Source organism: Paraglaciecola arctica BSs20135 (genome assembly GCF_000314995.1).
Taxonomy (GTDB): Bacteria; Pseudomonadota; Gammaproteobacteria; order Enterobacterales; family Alteromonadaceae; genus Paraglaciecola; species Paraglaciecola arctica.
Map to the genome: position 1 here is coordinate 45,417 of NZ_BAEO01000062.1, position 23,267 is coordinate 68,683.

The 23,267-nt window shown below is 40.5% G+C and carries 15 protein-coding genes; 10 read left to right on the forward strand and 5 right to left on the reverse strand.

The genetic code is table 11. The features are described 5' to 3' along the window. The first annotated feature begins 311 nt into the window (after window positions 1-311). Window positions 312-1,781 (forward strand): Na+/H+ antiporter NhaC, encoded by a 1,470-nt coding sequence (gene nhaC / locus GARC_RS20545; RefSeq protein ID WP_007623934.1) that lies wholly within the window; start codon window positions 312-314, stop codon window positions 1,779-1,781. A gap of 139 nt (window positions 1,782-1,920) precedes the next feature. On the opposite strand, the gene GARC_RS20550 is transcribed toward nhaC, so the two are convergent. After that, window positions 1,921-4,125, reverse strand: coding sequence for an alpha-galactosidase (locus GARC_RS20550; RefSeq protein ID WP_007623936.1), 2,205 nt, complete (start codon window positions 4,123-4,125; stop codon window positions 1,921-1,923). Window positions 4,126-4,452: 327 nt separating this feature from the next. Further along, window positions 4,453-7,164: a TonB-dependent receptor gene (locus tag GARC_RS20555; protein WP_007623939.1), complete on the reverse strand. Its 2,712-nt coding sequence runs from the start codon at window positions 7,162-7,164 to the stop codon at window positions 4,453-4,455. A gap of 550 nt (window positions 7,165-7,714) precedes the next feature. Here GARC_RS20555 and melR point away from each other — a divergent pair. From melR to tdh, 4 genes are all read left to right on the forward strand, one after another. Then, the gene (gene melR, locus GARC_RS20560; protein ID WP_007623942.1) at window positions 7,715-8,620 is read left to right on the forward strand and encodes a transcriptional regulator MelR; all 906 of its coding nucleotides are present in this window, start codon (window positions 7,715-7,717) and stop codon (window positions 8,618-8,620) included. Between the two features lie 166 nt (window positions 8,621-8,786). Next, a complete protein-coding gene (locus GARC_RS20565; RefSeq protein WP_007623953.1) occupies window positions 8,787-10,802 on the forward strand; it encodes a glycoside hydrolase family 97 protein in 2,016 nt (671 codons plus the stop codon). Between the two features lie 97 nt (window positions 10,803-10,899). After that, entirely contained in the window at window positions 10,900-12,096 is a 1,197-nt protein-coding gene (locus GARC_RS20570; protein ID WP_007623955.1) for a glycine C-acetyltransferase, read from the forward strand. Further along, window positions 12,093-13,115, forward strand: a complete 1,023-nt coding sequence (gene tdh, locus GARC_RS20575) for an L-threonine 3-dehydrogenase (RefSeq protein ID WP_007623957.1) — start codon at window positions 12,093-12,095, stop codon at window positions 13,113-13,115. The genes GARC_RS20570 and tdh overlap by 4 nt, the downstream gene beginning before the upstream one ends. A gap of 297 nt (window positions 13,116-13,412) precedes the next feature. On the opposite strand, the gene GARC_RS20580 is transcribed toward tdh, so the two are convergent. Further along, the gene (locus GARC_RS20580) at window positions 13,413-14,096 is read right to left on the reverse strand and encodes a haloacid dehalogenase type II (protein ID WP_007623959.1); all 684 of its coding nucleotides are present in this window, start codon (window positions 14,094-14,096) and stop codon (window positions 13,413-13,415) included. A gap of 460 nt (window positions 14,097-14,556) precedes the next feature. Further along, window positions 14,557-15,528, reverse strand: a complete 972-nt coding sequence (locus GARC_RS20585) for a LysR family transcriptional regulator (protein ID WP_226989254.1) — start codon at window positions 15,526-15,528, stop codon at window positions 14,557-14,559. Between the two features lie 139 nt (window positions 15,529-15,667). Between GARC_RS20585 and GARC_RS20590 the strand changes: the two genes are divergently transcribed. The 3 genes from GARC_RS20590 to GARC_RS20600 all read left to right on the forward strand — a co-directional run bounded on the left by GARC_RS20590 (window position 15,668) and on the right by GARC_RS20600 (window position 19,122). Continuing rightward, window positions 15,668-16,258 (forward strand): acyloxyacyl hydrolase, encoded by a 591-nt coding sequence (locus GARC_RS20590; protein ID WP_007623964.1) that lies wholly within the window; start codon window positions 15,668-15,670, stop codon window positions 16,256-16,258. Window positions 16,259-16,549: 291 nt separating this feature from the next. Beyond that, window positions 16,550-17,209 carry an MlaC/ttg2D family ABC transporter substrate-binding protein gene (locus GARC_RS20595; RefSeq protein WP_007623967.1) on the forward strand — a complete coding sequence of 220 codons (660 nt, stop codon included), beginning with the start codon at window positions 16,550-16,552 and terminating at the stop codon, window positions 17,207-17,209. 272 nt (window positions 17,210-17,481) lie between these two features. After that, window positions 17,482-19,122, forward strand: a complete 1,641-nt coding sequence (locus GARC_RS20600) for an amidase (protein WP_007623973.1) — start codon at window positions 17,482-17,484, stop codon at window positions 19,120-19,122. Window positions 19,123-19,314: 192 nt separating this feature from the next. On the opposite strand, the gene GARC_RS20605 is transcribed toward GARC_RS20600, so the two are convergent. Continuing rightward, a complete protein-coding gene (locus GARC_RS20605; RefSeq protein ID WP_007623979.1) occupies window positions 19,315-20,481 on the reverse strand; it encodes a DcaP family trimeric outer membrane transporter in 1,167 nt (388 codons plus the stop codon). 169 nt (window positions 20,482-20,650) lie between these two features. Between GARC_RS20605 and acs the strand changes: the two genes are divergently transcribed. Both acs and GARC_RS20615 read left to right on the forward strand, forming a co-directional pair. Then, window positions 20,651-22,591, forward strand: coding sequence for an acetate--CoA ligase (gene acs, locus GARC_RS20610; RefSeq protein WP_007623980.1), 1,941 nt, complete (start codon window positions 20,651-20,653; stop codon window positions 22,589-22,591). Window positions 22,592-22,607: 16 nt separating this feature from the next. Further along, window positions 22,608-23,258, forward strand: coding sequence for a response regulator transcription factor (locus GARC_RS20615; RefSeq protein ID WP_007623981.1), 651 nt, complete (start codon window positions 22,608-22,610; stop codon window positions 23,256-23,258). Window positions 23,259-23,267: the final 9 nt, after the last annotated feature.

The following is a 23,267-nucleotide window of genomic DNA, read 5'->3' on the forward strand; positions in this document are numbered from 1 at the left end:
TTTGATACTTAAGCAAAAACATACTGCACTAATCGTTTAATATAGCAGTAACAAGTGTAATTATTGTCCTGCAAAACAGCTAAGAACTCTCGTTTAATAGCTTTTTTTGTGAACAAAATCCTCTTTGAAAAATTCTTGAATAAAGGTCTAACACTATCCGCTAAGGCTGTGTTATTTATAATAAAAATAGGTAAATCATGGTTTTTCACTTAATCGTTTAGAGAGCATGAGATGTTTCTCATGCCTTTGAGCGGAATAAAAATTACGAGTGATTTAAATTTTTCCACCGTACATAAAATGGGTTGATCAGAATGACAGTAGCAAAACAGCAAAGTGAGCATCAACTGCCACTTTATTTGGCGATGTTACCTTTTGCCATCATGTTGATTTTTTTTATCTGTGGCTCAATATTTATTCAAACCGGTAATAACGTTGTAGTGGTTTCATTACTGGCTGCCGCGGTTGTGGCTACCCTTTTGGCTTTAAAACAAGGGCAATCCTGGGATCAAGTGCAATCTTCTGCCGCCCATAAATTGGCAAGTTTGTTTCCAGCATTGTTAATACTGTTGGCTATAGGTGCATTGATAGGTTCATGGGTACTAAGTGGCACAATTCCCTACTTTGTGGCAATTGGCTTACGTTTGATTGACCCAGAAACTTTTGTACTAACCGCCTTTTTGTCGACTGCAATAATGTCACTTATGACTGGCACATCTTGGGGCTCAATTGGCACCCTAGGAGTGGCTATGATGGGTATGGCACCTGGACTAGAAGCGTCTCCTGCTATGGTCGCAGGAGCTGTGGTTTCAGGCGCCTACTTTGGTGACAAAATGTCGCCTTTATCTGATACAACCAATGTTGCCGCGCTTGCTGCTGGTGTTAATTTATATACCCATATTCGGCATATGCTTTATACCGCTGTGCCAGCATTTTTACTGGCGGCAATTGTCTTTTTTATTGCAGGTTCTAGTGGTGTATCCAGTTCAAGTTCAGAACTGCCTCTGGGGGCCGTTCGGATGTTGCGGGATATCGATATGGCTTACGTGCTAAATTGGTGGACCCTTATACCACCCTTCATTGTTTTGGCATCTATCGCCGCAAAACTACCACCTGTATTGGGTATTGCTGCATCCAGCTTAAGTGCTTTGGTCATTGGTGTAAGTGTGCAAGATTTCTCAATCAGCAGTGCTATTGATGCCGCAATGAATGGTTTTAATAGTTCAATGTTTAACCCGTCTGGTGTCGAAATATCCTCGTTTAGTGAGCCTTTTTTAACTTTGATCAATCGCGGAGGAGTCTACGTAATGGTTGACACTTTAGTGGTCATTGTTGCGGCTATATTACTCACTGGTGCAATGGAAGTTTCAGGGGCACTAAATGTTATCATTACACGCTTGCTAAGATTTGCTACCTCAGTATTTGGTTTGATCGCTGCCACTATGTCTTCAGGATTGTTAATGATCTCTCTATCCAGTCATGGAAGTGTTACTGCATTGATAGTTGGCAACTTGTTTCAGGGGGCTTATAAAGATCGCAAATTAGCCCCAGAAAACCTTTCTCGTTCTTTGGAAGACTCAGTGACCTTGATGGATCCCATTTTACCTTGGACAGTTTCCGGAGTGTTTATTGCTACTACTTTAGGTGTTGCTACTTTAGATTATGCACCTTGGGCTATATTTTGCCTCGGCGGGCCGTTGTTTTCGTTGTTTTACGCCTTTTCTTATCCTTATCTCCATTTTGGAATTAAACCATTGTTAAATAAGGATAATACAATAAACTAGACAGCATAAATTGGGACATGCTGCCGTTTAGACTGCCCGGCGCCGGGGCATAATCGATAGGTATGGATTGAGGTTGGTAATAACAGTTGAAAACCGCTTTAAATCTTCAGGAATTCTTCATTTTCACGCAGTCTGGATATTAAACCATATTTAGTTGCAACACTGCGCTGTCATATTCTTGAGTAAAATTTAGCGATAGACCATAGGTCATTAATACGTCACCACTTAGCACCGAATTTTCAATACTACAGTGACTATGATCATCAAGTTTATTAATTTCTCTAATCACATATTTTCTATCTTCTTGCAAGCCGTCCAATCTTATATGTGGCTGAATTTGACCAAGTTTGTAACAAATGTTGTAGGCAAAAACAATGACCTTTTGGGCATCTTGACTCACGTACATACAAGCAGCAAAGTGACCATCATATGGGGATGCTAGACGATACAAATCACCAAACATTATGGTCGCACGGATCAATTTATAGGTCTGTATCGCTGACTTCACAAAAGCTAATTCATCCTCCTGCATATCTTCTGGTTTTAGTTCCAGACCGAGACGTCCTGACATAGCAACATCAAAACGAAATTTAAGGGGAGTATGACGCTGTGTTTGAATATTTGGGGATAATGTCACATGAGCAGCGGTAGCAATGGCGGGGTATATGTAATTTGTTCCCCATTGAATAAAAACACGTTGCAACGCATCTGTATTGTCGCTTGGCCAAAACTCATGGTTGCGCATAAGCATGCCATAATCAATACGACCGCCCCCACTAGCACAAGCTTGAAACATGACCTTAGGATGAGCTTTAATTAGTCGGTCGTAGACCTTATACAAACCACTAACATATTCAAACCAAATATGGGTCTGTTGGTCTTTTGGCAAATACTGCGATCCGGGATTAGTAAAAGAACGGTTACAATCCCATTTGATATAAGAGATCAACGGGCTTTGATTTAAAATGTCAGACACGCTGTAAAAGATAAAATCTTGTACTAGAGGATTGCTTAGATCCAATATTAGTTGATTGCGATAGAGTATCTGTTCTCTATTTGGTTGTTGTACTACCCATTCTGGATGAGCTTTAAACAACTCACTATCGGGGTTTACCATCTCAGGCTCGACCCACAAACCAAACTTTAAACCCCGTTCATTCGCTTGTTCAGCTAAATAAGCCAAACCATTCGGTAATTTTTGCTTATTTACCTGCCAATCTCCCAGCCCTCTATCTGGTCCATTTCTGGCTTTGTCATTGTTGCCAAACCAACCATCATCGAGCACAAACATTTCACCACCCATGGCCGCTGTACCATCCATCATTTCAAGCAGTTTGGCTTCATCAAAATCGAAGTGTAAACCCTCCCAACTATTAAGTAATATGGGGCGTTCTAAGTCGCCATCCAGTAACTTATAACGTCTTGCCCAGCTATGCAGATTACGTGATGCCTGACCCCGTCCTTTATCGCTATATGTCATAATGAATTTAGGGGTGTTTAATTTATCACCGGGTTGCAGGTGGTAGTCTGTTGCAACGTTGTCGATGCCAGCTGTGATACTTAATAATCGTCGATCACTGGTATCATGATATAGCTTTCCATTACTGTAATTAAACGTCATATTCCAACAGCCACTCCAAGCTAATGCTGCTGCAATAACCTCTCCCTGTTTTTCATCTGCAGGCGTGCCTAGGGATAACATAAACGACGGGTTGTGCCCAAAAGAAGACCAAGTACCATAACGATTATCAAGAACCTTTTTACCCATCTGCAACTTTTCTTGCTGCAAAGTGTTTTCTCTTTCCCAAAGTCCTTGGAAACTAGTGAGGTAATAGTCTTCGTATTGATTTGCGATACTAAGTTCTGCTGAGGAGTATTGGTTAAGTACGATATTGCTTTGTTCGTTATGAAAAAATACCACCCAACTTTCGATTACATCTTGTTGTTGATAGCAGCTGTAATTGAGTTCTACGTAAAAAGGGTAGTACTTATCTTTGAGTAGAATAATAATATGGCTTTTATTGTTATCAACTTGTTCGATTTTATGGGATTGATAAATTAGCTCAGTGGATAGTGCTCCATCAGCATGAGTGACCCATAATGCTGCGTTACTATTACCCCCTCCAAAACTTGAATAAGCCGGGGTTGCTTCTTCACCTTTGCGAGGCCGCCCTTGGGGAATGAGTTCAAGAGGGTTTTGAATACGTTTACCATAATAAAATTGTAGTAGCTCACCGGTTAAGGTATTAACCCCCAATAATAACAAAGTATTATTGGTCGAAATTTCTATGACAGTATCAATCTGGTAATCCGTTTGATATATCATTGTGCCGTTAAGCTTCATAAAAAAGTCTGCCTGTTATTAATCATTTCTAAAACATTATTGGTGCCGTCTATATCGAGCAGACATGCAGCGGCTTTTATGCGCTTGAAAAAAAACAACTCGTTTTGTGAATACATATTGTCACAAATTATTTGTAGAGCTGTTGCGATAATTACTATCAATAATTGTCTCCTTAAGCTGTCAGGATCTGGTAACTGTTTCCAACAAAATACAATTTTTGATTAATTTGACTGGTTTTAATACAAACCTAAAAATAATCTGATTATCACTGTTTGATATAACCTTTCAAAGTGCATCCATGCACCTTGAAAAGTGTTACTGACTATATTAGAACTGAGCTCTTACACCAATTGCATAACGAGCACCAAAGTCTTCATAACCAGAAAGTTGCGCTTTATCTAGGTCATAAAATTGGCTAAGAGTTTCATTGGTAATGTTTATGCCTTCAACAAATACCTGGAGATTTTCATTAATATCGTAGCTACCACGGAAGTCTAATTGACCAAAATCATCGGTTGATTTAGGACCACCAATATAACTTACAGCTTCGTTTATAAAATCAGAACGATAGTTATAGGCCAGTCGTAACTTAATGGCGTCTTTTTCATAAAATGCGACTAAGTTAGCATTATGTTCAGATAAACCTTCTAAGGTCAGCTCGCCACTGGCACCCAACTGACTGTAGTCAGCACTGCTGTCAATATTGGTATAGTTGGCTTGTACTCCTAAGCCATCAAAAGGTGCTGGCAGAGAGTCAAAAATTTGCTGATAGGCAACTTCATAACCTGTAATATTGCCTTCGCCACCATTACGTGGACGAGTATCGCCAAACTGCACGTCAAAGATAATGACAGGCTCGGTGGTAACAGTTAAAAAGGAATCCAATTCCTTTTTAAAAGCAGCAAAAGTTAAAGAGCCTACATCATTAAAGTACCATTCTAACGACAAGTCATAGTTGGTGGATTTAAATGGTTTAAGATTTGGATTTGAAGCGTTAACTCGCTCTGAACCCACATTGGTTGAATAACTAATCCCGGTCGACAAACTGCTTATAGTTGGTCTGGTCAATGTGTCGGAATATCCTGCTCGTAAAATAATGTCTCCCTCTTCATTTAAATCTACGCGGAAACTGGCACTGGGCAAAAATTCGGTATAATCATTGTTAAATTCTGTGGAAGTTGGATCGCTGAGTGTTACCACGCGATTTTCAACAAAACCATCAGGATCTACTATGTCCACAAGTGACACAATTTCCTGAAATTGTCCGGTAGATACTTGGTCAGTTTTGATAAAACGACCACCAACTTGACCATCCCATATATCACCACCAAGGGAGAGTTGCAGATAACCAGCCCAACTTTCTTCACTCACTTTGCTGGTGCCCGCTGGATTGGGTTGAGCTTCATAACCGCTGGTTGCTAATCTTGCTTCGATACTCGCACGATCTGCTGGTGATAGTTGACTTAGCGCGGCTTCACTTTCTAAGAAAGCTTGAATATCCTCGTAGTCAAAATCAATCCACTGATTGGTGAAATTGCCACCAACTTCACTCATGTAGTCACCTGGAGTGAATGACGTGAAAATAGAGGGGTCGGTATATTTTACTTTGCCTCCATTATAACAAGTGGCACAATCCCCTCTTTTTGAAGCAATGACATCTTTTTCACGATCAGAGTAATAGATGCCAAATTGAACACTGCGTATCACTCCCAAGTCTTCCAAAATGTAATCAAAATCAAGCTTGGCTTCTAACACTTCGTCGCTAGTATCTCTGCCTTGTTTTGATGCTACATGGGATTCCCATATAGTTGGATTAGTTAAAACTTCGGTTGTGGTGATAAGCGGAAAATCCCCTGCCATGGTAAACGATACATCAGTATCTGCCCGAGCAATGAAAAATCGGTCTTTACCATAAGCATTACTCTCAGCTTCGGAGTAAGCAATATCACCCACTACAGTCAAATTTTCATCAACTTGCCATTCGTGGTTGTAGCCAATTTGGAAAGTGGTTGTATCTCGTGGGTTTGAACCTTTGATGACATCAACACGGGCTGCTTTGTCGGCAGAAATGACTAGGTTGTTTTGATCAACTACTACATTGCTAAATCCTGCAGCTCCGCCTGCATCAAGTGGATATGCCGCTTGATAGCTGGAATCAGCCACATCAAACAATGAGAATAAACCGTCGACTGTTATTTCATGATCATCGTTAGGACGCCATTGGAATACAGCAGTACCGCCTAAACGTTCTCTATCTTGATTAAATACCTGAAACCTTTGAGCCGCTAACGTGGTTGCGCCAGTAATAGCCTGACCACTGACAGTCTGACTTGCATCAAAGTCAAAATTTCTATAACCATCAGAAAATATACTATCCAATCTGGCTGTCCGTTGACTATAAGCAACTGACATCAAAAAACCCATAGTATCGTCATTAAAAGTGTTGCTATAAAGTGCAGAGGTTTTTACGTCGTTTGCTTTAGAATTACTATCATAACTTGCTGAGCCAGAAGCGATAAATTTGGATCCATCAATTTCAAATGGTCGCCAAGTTGAGATATCTACAGTACCGCCAATAGCACCTTCAGTTAGTACCGCGTTTGAACCTTTATAGACTTGTGCCCCGTTTATTAAATCGGCAGATAGTACATCTAAGCTAAATTCTCGACCGGCATTTTCAGTCGCCAACATACGACCGTTTGCAAGAACAGTATTAAATTCTGGCCCTAATCCTCGTACTGTAACAAAACGACCTTCACCACCAGAGCGGTCAATGGAAACCCCAGTAATGCGCTGAAGTGCCTCAGCAACGTTACCGTCAGGAAATACACCTATGTCCTCAGCAGAGATACCATCAGTAATGACACTGGCATCTCGCTTTAATTCGTTGGCCGATAACATACTGCGTTTTATTCCAACGACGTTAATTACTTCAACATCATTTTGGGCTACATTTTCAATATTATTTTCTGCTGAATAAGAACTTATTGAAGTAAACAGTGCTGCACTTATGGCAACTGATAGGTATTTGGTTTTCATATTTCACCTCTAGCATTAGTGTTAGTCATGTGTGATTAATTATTTTATTTTTTATGAATCAATTTGTTGAACAGTTCGATCTAGGTCAACAACTCACCGTAAAATTTATATCTCGAATGACATCACTTTGCTTTCCTGATAAACACCCGATTACTACTAATAAATAACTATGCTTGCTCGAAGCAACTTTGAAATGTCGTTAAATCACAATTAATGTTGTGATGATTGTTGTAATTGGAGGCTTTATTTTTGCGGTTTATAGTTGGTAGTTAATGCTCAGAATGAGGGCTTTTTACTTTTGCCAAAATTGGTCTAACCATCTGAAATTTATAAATGTTTTTTCTTGTTCGTTGGGTTGGGTTAGTGTTAATTAACTCTTTTTTCAAGACTCATTAAAATTATTTTTGGCCTTAATGAACCGGGTAAAAAAGACTTGCAATAAAGAGGCGTCCTATTTATACATGTATTATTCCCGTTTTCTAACATTGCTGTTGTACAAAGTGGTTTCATCTATTAGCTTAACCTAGTACTAAAAAGTAGGAATGACATTATGTTGGACTGGGTAAATCGCATAAAATTTAGTGAAAATAGCCCATTAGAAGTATTGGGGCATGAGAATAATTTTGGTTTTCAAAGGCATAAACCACAAATTATGGATGCGAGTCACTGGCATGGCCATATTGAAATCAATTATCTGTTTAATTGTTCAGCTGATTATTTGATTAATGGTAAAAAAGTAAGTGTGCCCGAAGGACGTATGATCCTTTTTTGGGCTTCAATCCCACACCAAATGATCGCGTCTTCAGGTGAAGGTGAAATGGTTAACATATACGTGCCTCTACAATCATTTCTATCTTGGAAATTTTCAAATACTTTTATCAGTGAAATTCTTCATGGGGAGGTATTGGTGGCTGATAGTTTGCATTCTAGTGATCATCCTGTAACCCGTATGTGGGAAGATGATTTAGAAAAAAAAGAAATAGCACTAACAATGCAGGTTATTGATGAAATCAGAAATCGTATTCGGCGAATGTCCCTTGAATCCTATTCTACGTTTGAACTATCTCATTCTTCAGATAAATTAGACAATAAGTCACTTGTCGGCGGTCTGTTTCATATACAGGCAATACTCCGCTATATTGCCGACAACTATGACCAAAAAGTCACTATTGAAAATGTTGCACAAGTGACGGGATTACATCCAAATTATGCAATGAAGCTATTTCAACGTGTGATGAAAATATCCATTAAAAAATATATCAATAAATTACGTCTACAACATGCTCAAGCACTCTTGATCGATACTAATAATGCAGTTTTGAATATCGCCCTTGAAGCCGGTTTTGGCTCAATTAGTCGCTTTTACGATATTTTTCAGCGCGAGTATCAACAAACACCTCAACAATTTCGCCATCAATGGACTAATCCCGAACATGGAGAGCGAATGTATATCTAACTTGAGGCCATAGATGGCTGTAGGTTATTTAGTTTTTAAGTGGTTATTTTCTTCACTTAAAAGTTATTTTTGAAGATGTTTTCCTTTGTTTTCGATAAGTTATTTAACTTGTTTGATGTTCCACTATATCGACCATTTTATTTTGAGAAATATATACGAGATCAAGATGAGAACAATTCAATTGCGAACCATAAATAAACTGATCCTGTTCATTATTGTGACAGGGTTATGCTTAAGTAATATTCAAGCCAAATCTTTAGAGCAGGCGTCTACAGAAAATTCTGTTTACGAAATTAAATCTCCAGACGGCGAGTTAGTTTTAACTGTATCCGCCCAAAATACTTTGAATTATTCATTAAAAGTGGCAGGTAGGGATATATTAAAAAATGCAAGTGCGGCGCTAACCTTTGCTGGTGTAAGTGATGATGTATTGGTTATTGACAGTGTTAAACGAGCAACTGTTAATCGTACCCTCACTCCTCATATTCGTCAGAAATCCAAACAAGTCGTCGAACATTATAATGAACTGATTTTAAATTTCAAAAATCAAAAAAGTATAAGCTTTCGTGCCTTTAATCAAGGTGTTGCCTATCGTTTTAGTACTCAAAAAACAGGGGAGGTCATTGTTACGGCAGAGCACGCAAAATTTAATTTTGCAGCTGATCACCAAGTATTGTTTCCTGAAGAAACCAACTTTATTTCCCACAATGAGCGTTTATATCTACCCAAGCAGCTTAATCAGATTTCCAACAAACAATTTGCCAGTTTGCCTTTATTGGTCGATGTGGAAGGGACTAAGGTTGTCATTACTGAAACTGCATTACGGGAATATCCTGGTATGTGGATTGAAGGAAATAGTGATAACTCACTGAATGCACGTTTTCCACATTATGTGCTTAAGAGTGAGCTAAAAACAAATTCTGATCGCAACGAAAATATTATTGAGCGAGGTCAATATTTATCCAAAAACACTATTGAGCAGCAGCAAGGTGGGAGGTCTTTTCCTTGGCGAATAATTGCAATAGGCAAAGATGACGCTGATTTATTGCTTAATCAATTAAGTTACCTGTTAGCTGACGAATTAGCTATTGATCCATCCTGGATAAAACCGGGTAAAGTTGCATGGGATTGGTGGAATGCCAATAACGTATATAACGTAGATTTTAAAGCAGGGATCAATACCCAAACCTATAAATATTATATCGATTTTGCTGCCCAATACGGATTGGAATACATAGTGTTAGATGAGGGGTGGCATCATTTAACTAATGTCTTAGATGTTGTACCTGATATTAATATTCAGGAGATTATTGATTATGCCAAAGCTAAAAATGTTGGGGTGATTTTATGGGTGATCTGGAAAACCTTAGATAATCAGTTGGAAGTTGCATTAGATACTTTTGAAGAGTGGGGGGCGGCAGGTATCAAAGTAGATTTTATGCAACGTGATGACCAAGCCATGGTGGACTATTATTGGCGTGTTGCCAAACAAGCCGCTAAACGTCACTTATTAGTTGATTTCCACGGGTCCTACAAACCGGCAGGAATACGCAGAGCTTACCCGAACGTTATTACCCGGGAAGGGCTGCGTGGTCTGGAGCATAATAAATGGGCAGATTATATTACTGCAGAGCACAATTTGACCTTACCTTTTATTCGTCAGTTAGCTGGACCTATGGATTATACTCCAGGTGCTATGGTTAATTCTCAACCTGAAAATTTCAACATTAACTTTAATCGCCCAATGAGTATGACCACACGTGTACATCAAATGGCCATGTATGTTGTGTTTGAAAGCCCATTGCAAATGTTGGCCGATAGTCCATCGAATTACCTAAGAGAAGCTGAATCTACTGATTTCATCAGTAAAGTACCTACAGTGTGGGACGAAACGATCATAGTATCGGCTAAAATTGCAGATCACATTATTACGGCAAGACGTTCTGGTGACGAATGGTTTATAGGAGTGATGGGCAACAGTAATAAACGTGAGTTTACTATTAATTTATCATTCCTAGATAATGGAAATTATCAAATGGATAGTTTTGCAGACGGCATTAATTCCGATAGATATGCTAGTGATTATAGGATCCACAATCAGCAGGTAATTAAAAATCAAGATATCCCCATAAAGCTCGCTCCCAGCGGTGGTTGGGTTGCCCACCTAACCAAACTCAAATAGGTTTACCACAACTAATATCTTTGAAGAACCCAGTAAAGAAAAGGTTCATTTAATTGAATCGCTGGATCTGGGTCTTAATTTTTTGCAGGAAAACATGATGAAACAACATTTTTTCGAGCGGCTACAACAACAAATCTTGGATACAAAAGCCCAAGGGTTATATAAAACTGAACGTGTTATCAATTCTAGTCAACAAGCTGATATCAGGGTTAATGAATCACAACAAGTTCTCAATTTTTGTGCGAACAATTATTTAGGTTTAGCTAATCATAGGGATTTAATAACTGCCGCTAAACAAGGCTTAGATTCCCACGGTTTTGGTATGGCCTCGGTTCGTTTTATTTGTGGCACTCAAGATATTCACAAACAATTAGAAGCTAAAATTAGTCATTTTTTAGGGACTGAAGATACTATTTTGTACCCTTCTTGTTTTGATGCGAATGGCGGCTTATTTGAAACGATTCTAGATGCTGAAGATGCCATTATTTCAGATGCGTTAAACCATGCCAGTATTATTGACGGTGTGCGATTATCGAAAGCTAAGCGCTACCGTTACGCGAATAACAACATGCAAGAATTAGAAGCACAGCTTATTCAAGCCGATGCTAATGGGGCCCGCACTAAGCTTATCGCCACTGATGGCGTTTTTTCTATGGATGGTATTATTGCCAACTTAAAAGCGATTTGCGACCTAGCCGACAAATACCAAGCATTGGTTATGATAGATGACTGCCATGCTACTGGCTTTGTTGGTGAAAATGGTCGTGGAAGTCACGAATATTGTGATGTGATGGGGAGAGTTGACATATTAACAGGCACCTTGGGTAAAGCATTAGGCGGAGCTTCTGGCGGTTATACGTCAGGTAAAAAAGAAGTTATCAGTTGGTTACGTCAACGATCACGTCCCTATCTCTTTTCTAATTCAGTCGCGCCTCCTATTGTCGCAGCCTCCCTAAAAGTATTTGACATGATGAGTGATGGCAAGGCTTTAAGAGCTCAGTTGAATCGTAACAGTAGCCACTTTAGGCAGCGTATGAGTGATGCTGGTTTTATTTTATCAGGCAAAGACCATGCAATTATTCCTGTGATCTTAGGCGATGCTAAACTGGCCAGTAGTATGGCTGACCACCTGTTGCAAAAAGGCATCTATGTAGTGGGCTTTTCATTTCCTGTGGTACCAAAAGGGCAAGCGCGTATTCGCACCCAAATGTCAGCCGCTCACAGCCTAGAGCAAGTTGATCAGGCAATAGATGCGTTTATTGAAGTTGGTAAAGAATTAGGAGTCATTGCATGAAGGCCTTAGCCAAATTACATAAAGAAAAAGGCATTTGGTTAACCGAATGCGATATTCCTGAAGTCGGCCATAACGACTTGCTGATAAAAATCCATAAAACCGCAATTTGTGGTACTGATATGCATATTTATAATTGGGATGAGTGGTCACAAAAGACTATTCCCGTGCCTATGGTCATTGGCCATGAATATGTTGGAGAAGTGGTTGACTTGGGTCAAGAAGTAAGAGGTTTTACTATTGGTGATCGCGTATCGGGTGAAGGACACATAACTTGTGGTTATTGCCGTAACTGCCGTGCGGGACGTAGACATTTGTGCCGAAACACCACTGGGGTTGGTGTAAATCGTCAAGGTGCATTTGCAGAATATTTGGTTATTCCGGCCTTTAATGCTTTCAAAATACCCCATAATATATCCAGTGATTTAGCGGCTATTTTTGATCCCTTTGGTAATGCTGTACATACTGCCTTATCCTTTGATTTAGTTGGTGAAGATGTGCTGATCACAGGTGCTGGTCCCATTGGTATTATGGCCGCCGCCGTCGCTAAACATGTTGGAGCTCGTAATGTTGTCATCACTGATGTAAACGAATTTCGCTTAACACTTGCAAGAAAGATGGGTGTAACCCGAGCCATTAATGCCAATCAAACAAGCTTGAAAGAAGTGATGAACGACCTCGGTATGACCGAAGGTTTTGATGTCGGTTTGGAAATGTCTGGTGTACCTTCCGCCTTGAGGGATATGCTCGCCCATATGAACAATGGTGGTAAAATTGCGATGTTAGGCATTCCTGCTGGTGACGTCGCCATTGATTGGACTAAAGTGATTTTTAAAGGCTTAACAATAAAAGGTATTTATGGTCGTGAAATGTTTGAAACTTGGTATAAAATGGCCAGCTTGGTGCAAAGTGGTTTGGATTTAAATCCGATTATTACTCATCAGTTTTCGATAGACGAATTTCAACAAGGTTTTGAAACCATGGGGTCAGGGCAATCAGGTAAGGTTATTCTTAATTGGTAGATGCTAAGGTTGGATAATATTGAGCAAAAGTCTCCAATTAAGCAGCGTTCAAGTTAATCATAATCGCTAAGATGACGACGCTATTTTCTCATAACTCAGCTATCTGCTATCTTGAAGGTGCTTACCAATATTGCTGCAGTCGCCCTTACTGTAGGGTGACTGCATAGGTCGTCATAATAAACGTAATAATAGCAGCACTGGATGTGTTCCATGTATTGGCAATACATCTATTACTCTTTAACAGACTATTACAATTATTATAAGGAAAGCGGCAGTCTTAAGCAGAGTTCAGGTTAATTACTTTAAAATAGCCACTAATTCATTTAAGTCTTTAACTAAATAGTCAGGCTTAGGGGCAAGTGGATACAGGGCTTTCCCTGGGCGGGCAATAAAAGCGGTTTGCATACCGGCAGCTTTAGCCCCAGCAATATCCCAACCGTGTGCAGCGACCATTAGAGCTTCTTCTGGTTTAACTCCGAGTTTTTTTAAAGCCCACTCATAGGCTCGTAGGTCGGGTTTATATACTTTTATATCTTCAATGCTCATTCGTTCATCAAAATATTCAGTTAACCCTGCGTTGGCAAACTGGGTTTTCACGCCTGCGTTAGATGAGTTAGTTAAGCTAACTACTTTATATCCTAAGGTTTTTAAGGCTGACAACGCTGGCTTAACATCTGGATGAGCAGGAAGTGATAACAGCGGTGTTTTAATAGCTGTGACTGCTTGTTCCTGAGTGATCTTTATTCCCTCATTTTGGGCAACCATCATCAGCGCTGCGACGCCAATTTTACCAAAATCTTGATAGTCGCCTGTTACTGTGGTGACCAAAGAATGATGCAGCATAGTAGAAAACCATAAGGCTGTAAGATCTTCATTGCCATTTAAGGTTTTACCGATAGAGCTGCGCATGGTGTCCAGGTCTAATAAGGTTTCGTTTACGTCAAAAACGATTACCTTAGGTTTTGGTGCGGCTTGAGTCATAAATTGTGCTCCAAATAAAAAAATAATAATACTAGTAATAGTTAAAAAACGATTTCGTTTTATAAAGTGCATGGGTCTCTCGTTGGTAGTTAAAATAAACATTCTTTGGCAGCTAATACGGATATTAATGCTGTTAGGTTATGGCAGCTTTATATTTATCAAAGCTAGCATATGTTGTAGTTGAAAATGACAGGTTTACAGGCTGAAAAATACTAGCAGGCTTTTTAACCTGTCATAATTAAATTTACATTAGGCAATGCAACAGACCGTGTAAGTTGAAATTGATTACAACAAATATTTATTTACCTATATGGATACCCTGAATGTGACGCACAGGTTTTGCTTTGAATAAAGCGAAGACAAGTGCTTCAATTAACAATATATCCATTGCTATTCACTTGAAATCACAATAATTAATAAGGTGAAAGCCTCCTATTTAATGAAGATAAAAAATGAAACTCTATTTTTGACTTTTTTCACACATTGATGGATTGTTTTTACATAAACTATCCATTACCTGTGCCGTTTCAAGCTCCACATTTCGGCTAATAATCCGTTTAAAATGCTCCCTTAGCCATATTAACCCTTGGTCTCTATCTTGTCGTTTGTGCCAAATTGTGGAAACTTGTTGGGGCATTAATTCTATAGGTGGTTTGGTGGCTGAAATTTCTCCAGCAATTATCTCTTTGGCTACCGCAGAAATTGGGATCACGCATATCAGGTCACTGCGCTTTATTAAATTGGCAACTGAGGAAAAATGATTAACGCTAACAGCAACCCGTCTGGATAATCCGTGTTGTAGCAAAACCTGATCGGTATATCCGGTGATATCGCCCGACAATGACACCAGAAGATGATCCGCCGCTGCAAATTCTTCCAAACTTAGGTCAGCTTTTGCCAATGGATGATCATGATTCATAATGCAAACATAAGTAGGTGAAAACAAATATTCGGCTCTAAATGTATTTGAAATAACGCCTGTAGTGCCAATCACCATATCAACTTCTGCATCTTCCAAAACCTGATCCGTATTAATTATGGTATAGGGGACAGCATGGATATTAACGCCCGGCGCTTCCTTCTCGAAGGTACATCGTAGTTCTGCCCAGGCCATATCCACTACTATGTCATTTAGTGCCACGCGGAATGTCCGTTTGGCAGTTGCAGGGTCAAAACTCTTGGGGTCTACCGCTTCGGTAAGTGAAAGCAGCGGGGCGCGGACTTGATTCCACAAATTTTGCGCATGCAAAGTAGGCTGAATATTGCGGCCATCCTTGACAAATAGTTCATCTTTCCAAGCCACTCGCATTCTGCTTACCGCGTTAGATACCGCGGGTTGTGTCATGGATAGTCGATTAGCTGCGCGAGTAATGGAACGCTCGGTCATGATGGCATCAAATACCATTAAAAGGTTTAGTTCTTGTGGACGCATATTTTATTCATTGCAATAACCATGGCGCTACAATACATCACAAAATATAATGTGTCACATATGAATATATAATTATACTTAGTTTTTTAGCGCGCTCATACTCCGCATCCTCAAAATAGTGAATAGAGGAGCTAAGCAAATGAGCGTCAAAAAAAGTTTAATAGAATTAATTCAAACAGTAAGAAATTGCCATTGGTTACTCTTGTTATTGGCTATGTCTTCTATTCTACTCCCTAGCCTAAATGTGCAGGCCAGGGAGCAAGCGGTTGCAATCGATTATTTACATGGTGAAGGCAACTTAAATGGAGTTCGTCTGGCTTATCGTCCTTATTATACTCAGCTCACCACATTTGAATTGTTAGGCGATCTTGATGTGTATTGGGAGGTCAGTATGAATTTTTGGGAATTCGGGGAAGATAATCAACATGAAGTAAATTATGCAATTGCATTATCTCCAGTGTTTTCGAAGCAATTCGATACTTTATATAACAAATATCCCCTTAAGTGGGAATTTGGTATCGGAGTCTCACTGATAACTAATACTAGTTTTGCTGGTAAAGATATAGGTTCGCACTATCAGTTTGAAGACCGTCTAGGTTTGATAATGGAGTTTGGCGAGCAACTAGAAAAATCTTTGGCTGTTCGTTATATGCATTATTCAAATGGCGGCTTGAATGATCATAATCCTGGTTTAGATTTTCTGAATCTGTCATATGCACGGGAGTTTTGAAATTGTTTTTGATTATGTTGGTCCTTAAAGCATGAATGACTCGCCTAAAACCAAATTGTTAAGTGGGCAGGTAGATCCAATTGTTCAACGGTTGTATCTGGACTCACAACTACAAGTTTGAAAGGACCAAAACCGCTTGTAGTGTTTATGTAAATCCCAATGCTGCATTTTTGTCATTGTGATGCATATCATTGCTGCTACACCCTATTTATTTATAAATGAGATTGTAATTTCTCCTTTATAGAATTGTTAAATGTTAATTATTTTATAGCTCACAAGGAGCGCTCACTCATGAATACAAAATTTTTTAAAATTATAAGAGAACTCAGCCAATCTGTACTACTCATACTGGTAACTGTGCTTGCAAACTCGAGTTATGCAGAGACGGTTAATCCTCAGGTATTGTTAGAAAAAGTCACTAAGGCTACATTTGAACGAATCGAATTAGAGCAACCAAGTATTCAATCTAATCCCGATCACCTACGCGTTATTATCGAACAAGAATTGATGCCGTATATTGATCATAAATTTGCTGCATTCAAGGTGTTAGGGAGCCAATTTAGATCCGTTCCTAAAGACAAAATTCCAGAGTATGTGGACGAGTTTAAGGAGTATTTGGTTTCTAGTTTTGCTGTTGTTTTAGCGAACTATGGTGGACAGGAGCTGGTGTTTGAACCTGTCAAAGACGCTGGAAATCAAAACGATATGACCATTAAAGCCATCATTAGAAAAGCGGGTACCCCTGATATACGTGTTAGTTTTAAATTACGTAAAAATAAAAAAACACAAGAATGGAAAACTTATGATCTAGTGGCAGAAGGGATCAGTTTGTTGTCGAGTAAACGTAATGAATTTGCATCTATGATCCGCCAAGAAGGAATACAGGCTGTCATCGACGAGATGAGAAGCAAAAATAACAAACCTTTGAACATCGCCTCAAATGGCAACTAGGTTAAACAAATTCTAGGTCTGTAAAACAGTTGGGTGGGTTTTTATCCCACCCCATGAAAAATCAACCCACTTTAGTTAACAGGGAAGTTGACTAGATCAAAGCTAGACTGTGTTTTTAAAGTGTTATTTTCAACTTTTGGCCTCTATGGGGCTGACAGTTGAGCTTCTCCTAAATAACCTGAACTCTGGTTAAGTAGTATTTACTTGCAATAAGTAGCCCGCTTTATTAGTTTGAGCTAACCTCATTATCATTCTACTAAAGAGATCCCAAGATGCATGTATTATTTTATGCCTTAGCGGCTGGTATTTGTATTTCTGCTTGTTCGCAAACAGCAGAACGTTCTGTGACAAAACAACCGATATCGGTTGCTACTGATTTCCGTGCTACCGGTATTATCGCAGGCTCTTTGCCTGAGGTTATTGAGGCGCTGAATAGCGGTGAAATAAGCTCAGAAGATCTAGTGAAGTTATACCTGCAAAGAATTGAAAAAATAGACAAAAATGGCCCTCAGCTACAGGCTGTTTTAGCCCTTAATCCAGATGCGTTGTCAAGGGCAAAAGAGTTAGACCAATTGCGTGAATCTGGTGAAATTCTTGGGCCTTTACATGGTGTGCCTGTGCTACTTAAAGATAATATCGAGTCGAAAGATCGCGTTGCTACCACAGCTGGATCCCTTGCACTCAAAGATAATATCACTGGGCGTGATAGTCCTCTTGTCGCTGGTTTACGTGCTCAAGGTGCGATAATTTTAGGTAAAACTAACTTGAGTCAATGGGCTAATTTTCGCTCTGAAGGTTCAATGAGTGGTTGGAGTGCATTAGGTGGGCAAGTGAAAAATCCCCATATGTTGGATCGTAATCCTTGTGGATCTAGTTCAGGATCAGGTTCGGCCACCGCCGCCTCTCTTGCTGCTGCGACAGTTGGAACGGAAACCAATGGTTCGGTTATCTGCCCGTCAAACGCCAATGGTATTGTAGGATTTAAACCTACAGTAGGCCTTGTGCCACAGCAGTATATTATTCCTATTTCAGTCACTCAAGATACCGCAGGGCCGATGACTAAAACTGTTATGGGGGCTGCCTTGATGATGAATGCCATGGCAACCACTACGCCCAATACCGACTATACCGCAGGGCTTACAAAAGGTGCGTTAGAAGGTGTGAGAGTAGGGGTGTTAAATTTTGCCAAAGGCGAGTCAAAACCAATATTGGATTTATTCAAAGCGGCGTTGCTTGATCTTGAGGCTGCAGGCGCCATTTTGGTTAACATAGATGAGCGCCCAGCAGCGCCCGATAATTTGGGGCAAATGAGCTATGACCTTCTCAAATATGAATTTAAAGATGGGTTGAATACCTATCTGGCCTCCACATCTCCTGAACAAGTGACCACCCGCTCTTTGCAACAGCTGATTGCTTTTAATCAGCAGCATAAAGAGATTGAGCTTTCCTTGTTTGACCAAAGTATCTTTATTGCATCACAAGCTATGGACTCTCTTGAAAATGAGGGCTACAAAACAGCACTTGAAACAGTACAAAAAGCAACGAGGGAAGACGGCATAGATAAATTAATAGAACAATTTAATGTGCAAGTGCTTGTGGCACCTTCTGGTCCAGTTGTGCCAAGAATCGATCCCATTAATGGTGATATTTGGCCTAACAATTGGCCGGGTTATGGTGGACATGCAGCACGAGCTGGATATCCGCATGTTAGTGTGCCCATGGGAGGCGTACATGCTCTTTCGGTTGGTCTGTCATTTATTGGTACTAAAAATAGTGATGCTAATATGCTCTCTTATGCTTATGGCTACGAACAGCATTCTTTACGTAGACTAGAGCCGCAGTATCTTAAAAACGCACAGTCTATTCCTGATATTGCTGAGGCGATGAATGCATATAGTAGTGCTGCGCAATAGTTGTTTTGGATTTCTGTAAAGCGTGAGGTTATTAAATTGAATTATTAAGGTGTTCGATTAGCGTTAATCTGTAAAGTTAATTATTCACCCATAAAAAATCCGCTTTAGTTGTCGGCAACGACAGGTTACAAAAATGCCAATGACACATTAGTGTCGTTGGCGTTTTGCTTTCTACGGATTGGTATTACAGGCCTAAAATGCGTATTTTGCGGAAAATTGCAGGCGGCTCATGTCACCGTCTAGGTCATTTTCTTTAGTTTGTTTGGCATAAGAATATTCGCCGCCGAAGGTCAGTTCTGGACTAGGTGAATAGAGCAAATTGGCTCGTACGCTGTAGGTTTCCTTAGCCACTGAACCGCCTGTTAATGTTATGTCATTGTCAGCGCTAAAGATTGAATAACCCAAAGTAGAGCGCCATTGGCTGTCCCATAAGTGACGATAGGCTGCAGATATGGCATAGGAATCTATGGATTGCAGCTCGTTGTTGACGTCCAGAACCGCACCGTTGACAGCATTGAGAGCAAGATATCGTCCTAAACCTTTGCCGGTTGTCGCCATTAACCTTAAATCATCCTGCCCAAATTTGATTTTGCTGGTAACACTTATACCGGTGGAGGTAGTACTGGTATCTATATCGCTACCACCTTGTTTGTTCTCATAGCTTAATTGACGCACTAAACCGGCGATGGCAATGTGTCCCCAATCTTGTTTGAAGGTGTAGCGCAGGGCTAAATCGGGTACGGCATTGTCATCGGCTACTATGCGACTGCCTCCTCCAAAAGGTGTAATAGTGGTTTCAGGGTTTTCCAGTGATATGTCAAAACCACCTTGGCTATAGCGGATCAATGCTTGGCGCGCGAACACAGTGCCGTCAGTGGCACCAATAAAGTCCAGAGATTCAGGCAGCGTTCTGACGTCTTGGAAGGTTGACCAGGTTTGACCTACTAACCAGTTTTTGTATTTTAAAAAGGCGTGACGTACACGGGGAGTGTAGGAATTGGAAATACGCTCATCGCCGTTAGGAGTGGCCTGAAAATCAAATTCCAGAACACCGCTAACCGTATCGCCATTACCAAGTTTGGTATCTGTACTAAAACGAAAACGAGACTGGCGCGCATGGGCATCAAGTTGTGCTCCCTCTTCTTCGCCACCTACAGGGGTTAGGCTGGGAATGTAAAAATCTCGACCAATATTGCCTGAGGCAATTGTGCCGTCACTGTATTGACTCAAGATACCGTCAACTTTTATAAAACCAGAGAATTTAAACGAGGTTTTATCTAACACATCGGCGTGACTGGTATGACTAAATGATGTACCAGATAATGCGATGATTAAAACTGTAGCCAATTTATTTTTCATAAGTCCGTCCTGATTAGTCGTAATTAACTGGGCTAACTGTGGACTGGTAATTTAACTTTGCCTATTAGCTCATGGTCTATACGACCAAAGTCTCATTCCGCTTTACTGTCTATGGGGTAGAGTGCAGAATATGTAATAAATAGACACTAAATTTTTGTCGGAGACTATCATGCCAGCCAATCTTTACCCTGTGCCCGAGCAAGCTAAAAAACAAACCCATCTCACCGTTGAAGAGCATCAACGACTTTATACTCAGTCGGTGCAACAGCCCGATGTATTTTGGGCCGAGCAGGCAAAGGCCTTAACTTGGTATAAGCAGCCTACAGTTATTAAAAATACCTCTTTTGGACCCGATGAAGTGTCGATTAAATGGTTTGAGGACGGCGAACTTAACGTTAGTGTCAATTGTATTGATCGTCATTTAGCCAAGCGCGCGCAACAAACCGCTATCATCTGGGAAGGTGATTCTCCCGATGTGCAGCAAGAGATTAGCTATCAGGAATTGCATGATGAAGTGTGTAAAATTGCCAATGGTTTACGGAAGTTAGGCGTAACTAAAGGCGATCGTGTGGCGATTTATATGCCGATGATCCCACAAGCTACTTATGCAATGTTGGCTTGTACCCGCATTGGTGCTATTCATTCGGTGATTTTTGGTGGTTTCTCTCCTCACGCTATTGCCGACAGAATAAATGACAGCAGCGCTAAAGTGGTTATAACTGCCGACCAAGGACTTAGAGGTGGGCAGGTTGTACCCTTAAAAGCGAATGTCGATTTAGCTCTAGCAGACAACAAATGTCCAAGCATCGAGCACAGTATTGTTTGTCAGCATACTGGTGGGGAGATTAATTGGAATAAAACCGACTTGTGGTGGCATGAGCTGGTGGCCGACTTACCTACTGAGTGTCAACCAGAAATCATGAACGCTGAAGATCCAATGTTCATTTTGTATACCTCAGGTTCAACGGGTCAACCTAAAGGTGTGGTACATACTACAGCAGGTTATTTATTGTACGTTGCTCAAACGTTTAAATATGTGTTTGATTATCATGATGGTGAAATATTCTGGTGCGCCGCGGATGTGGGTTGGATAACCGGTCACAGCTATATGGTGTACGCACCTTTGGCCAATGGAGCCACGACCTTATTGTTTGAGGGCATACCTACTTATCCTGATGTACGCCGCATTGGGCAAACTGTTGATAAACACAAGGTCAATATACTCTACACTGCGCCTACTGCAATTCGAGCATTGATGGCTCATGGTGATTTTCCTGCTGAAGGAGTTAGCGGAGCGTCCTTACGTTTATTAGGCTCAGTTGGTGAACCGATCAATCCTGAAGCTTGGGAGTGGTATCACAAGGTTATAGGCAAAGGACGTTGTCCCATAGTCGATACTTGGTGGCAAACTGAAACCGGCGGAATGATGATTTCTCCACTTCCCAGTGTTATCGATTTAAAACCCGGTTCTGCGACCTTTCCATTGTTTGGGATCCAACCAGCATTAGTTGATAGTGAAGGTGTTGAACTCGAGGGTGTAGCTGAAGGTAATTTGATCATCAAAGACAGCTGGCCTGGACAAGCACGAACCATATATGGTGATCATGAACGTTTTGTACAAACCTACTTTAGTACCTACAAAGGCACTTATTTTACTGGAGACGGAGCCAGAAGAGATGAAGACGGCTATTATTGGATAACGGGTCGGGTCGATGATGTATTAAATGTCTCTGGACATCGTTTAGGAACCGCTGAAATTGAAAGTGCTTTAGTGGCTCACCATGCTGTAGCCGAAGCCGCGGTAGTAGGTTATCCCCATGATCTAAAAGGGCAGGGCATTTATGTCTATGTGACTGCTTGTGAGGGGATAGTGTGTGATGAAGCTTTGACTGCCGATTTACGCAGTTGGGTACGTCAGGAAATTAGCCCCATTGCCACACCTGATTTGATCCAATGGACAACTGGCTTACCCAAGACTAGATCGGGTAAAATTATGCGGAGGATCTTGCGTAAAATCGCTGCCAATGAACATCATCAGTTGGGAGATACGTCCACATTAGCTGATCCTGCTGTGGTTGAAGTTCTGATAGAATATAGACTGAATATATAAACTTTCTAGGATATTTATGCTAAACCTGCTCATTGCTGATGATCATCCTTTATATCGTGATGCACTGCGCGGGGCATTGTCCTTGTCTTTGCCTGATCTGAATTGGATCGAAGCCAGTGATTTGCAGCAAACAGTCGATATTTTGCAAACCAATCAGGATATCGACCTGTTATTACTTGACCTCAATATGCCTGGCAGTTGTGACTTATTTGGTCTCATTCACATTCGTAAATTATTTCCGGACTTGCCCATAGCTGTAGTGTCAGGAGTGGATGACAGGCAGGTAGTAGCAAAAATTATCAATATTGGAGCCATGGGTTTTGTGCCTAAAACTACCAGTGCTGGGCAAATAGCTGAAGCTGTGGTGGCTATGTTGGCGGGAGATATTTGGTTACCTGACAATTATGGTACTGAACTGGATCCAATAGACCCGAACTTTTCTGTTCTGACCGACAAAGTCGCTAGCCTAACACCAGCTCAATATAAGGTGTTGTGTTATTTACGAGACGGTTTGTTAAATAAGCAAATAGCCTATAACCTTGATATTGCCACAGCGACAGTTAAAGCTCATATCACCGCCATGTTCCGTAAATTAGGCATCAATAATCGTACTCAGGCGGTATTAATTGCATCGCAACTAGAATTGCAACTACCACCAGAACACTAAGTTTGTCAC

Bases quoted from the DNA above. Each gene is read 5' to 3' on its own strand.
- GARC_RS20605 (WP_007623979.1), bottom strand. From the start codon at position 20,481: ATGAAAAATAAATTGGCTACAGTTTTAATCATCGCATTATCTGGTACA.
- GARC_RS20550 (WP_007623936.1), bottom strand. From the start codon at position 4,125: ATGAAGCTTAACGGCACAATGATATATCAAACGGATTACCAGATTGAT.
- nhaC (WP_007623934.1), top strand. From the start codon at position 312: ATGACAGTAGCAAAACAGCAAAGTGAGCATCAACTGCCACTTTATTTG.
- GARC_RS20570 (WP_007623955.1), top strand. From the start codon at position 10,900: ATGAAACAACATTTTTTCGAGCGGCTACAACAACAAATCTTGGATACA.
- GARC_RS20555 (WP_007623939.1), bottom strand. From the start codon at position 7,164: ATGAAAACCAAATACCTATCAGTTGCCATAAGTGCAGCACTGTTTACT.
- GARC_RS20585 (WP_226989254.1), bottom strand. From the start codon at position 15,528: ATGCGTCCACAAGAACTAAACCTTTTAATGGTATTTGATGCCATCATG.
- acs (WP_007623980.1), top strand. From the start codon at position 20,651: ATGCCAGCCAATCTTTACCCTGTGCCCGAGCAAGCTAAAAAACAAACC.
- GARC_RS20615 (WP_007623981.1), top strand. From the start codon at position 22,608: ATGCTAAACCTGCTCATTGCTGATGATCATCCTTTATATCGTGATGCA.
- GARC_RS20600 (WP_007623973.1), top strand. From the start codon at position 17,482: ATGCATGTATTATTTTATGCCTTAGCGGCTGGTATTTGTATTTCTGCT.
- melR (WP_007623942.1), top strand. From the start codon at position 7,715: ATGTTGGACTGGGTAAATCGCATAAAATTTAGTGAAAATAGCCCATTA.
- GARC_RS20565 (WP_007623953.1), top strand. From the start codon at position 8,787: ATGAGAACAATTCAATTGCGAACCATAAATAAACTGATCCTGTTCATT.
- GARC_RS20580 (WP_007623959.1), bottom strand. From the start codon at position 14,096: ATGACTCAAGCCGCACCAAAACCTAAGGTAATCGTTTTTGACGTAAAC.
- GARC_RS20590 (WP_007623964.1), top strand. From the start codon at position 15,668: ATGAGCGTCAAAAAAAGTTTAATAGAATTAATTCAAACAGTAAGAAAT.
- GARC_RS20595 (WP_007623967.1), top strand. From the start codon at position 16,550: ATGAATACAAAATTTTTTAAAATTATAAGAGAACTCAGCCAATCTGTA.
- tdh (WP_007623957.1), top strand. From the start codon at position 12,093: ATGAAGGCCTTAGCCAAATTACATAAAGAAAAAGGCATTTGGTTAACC.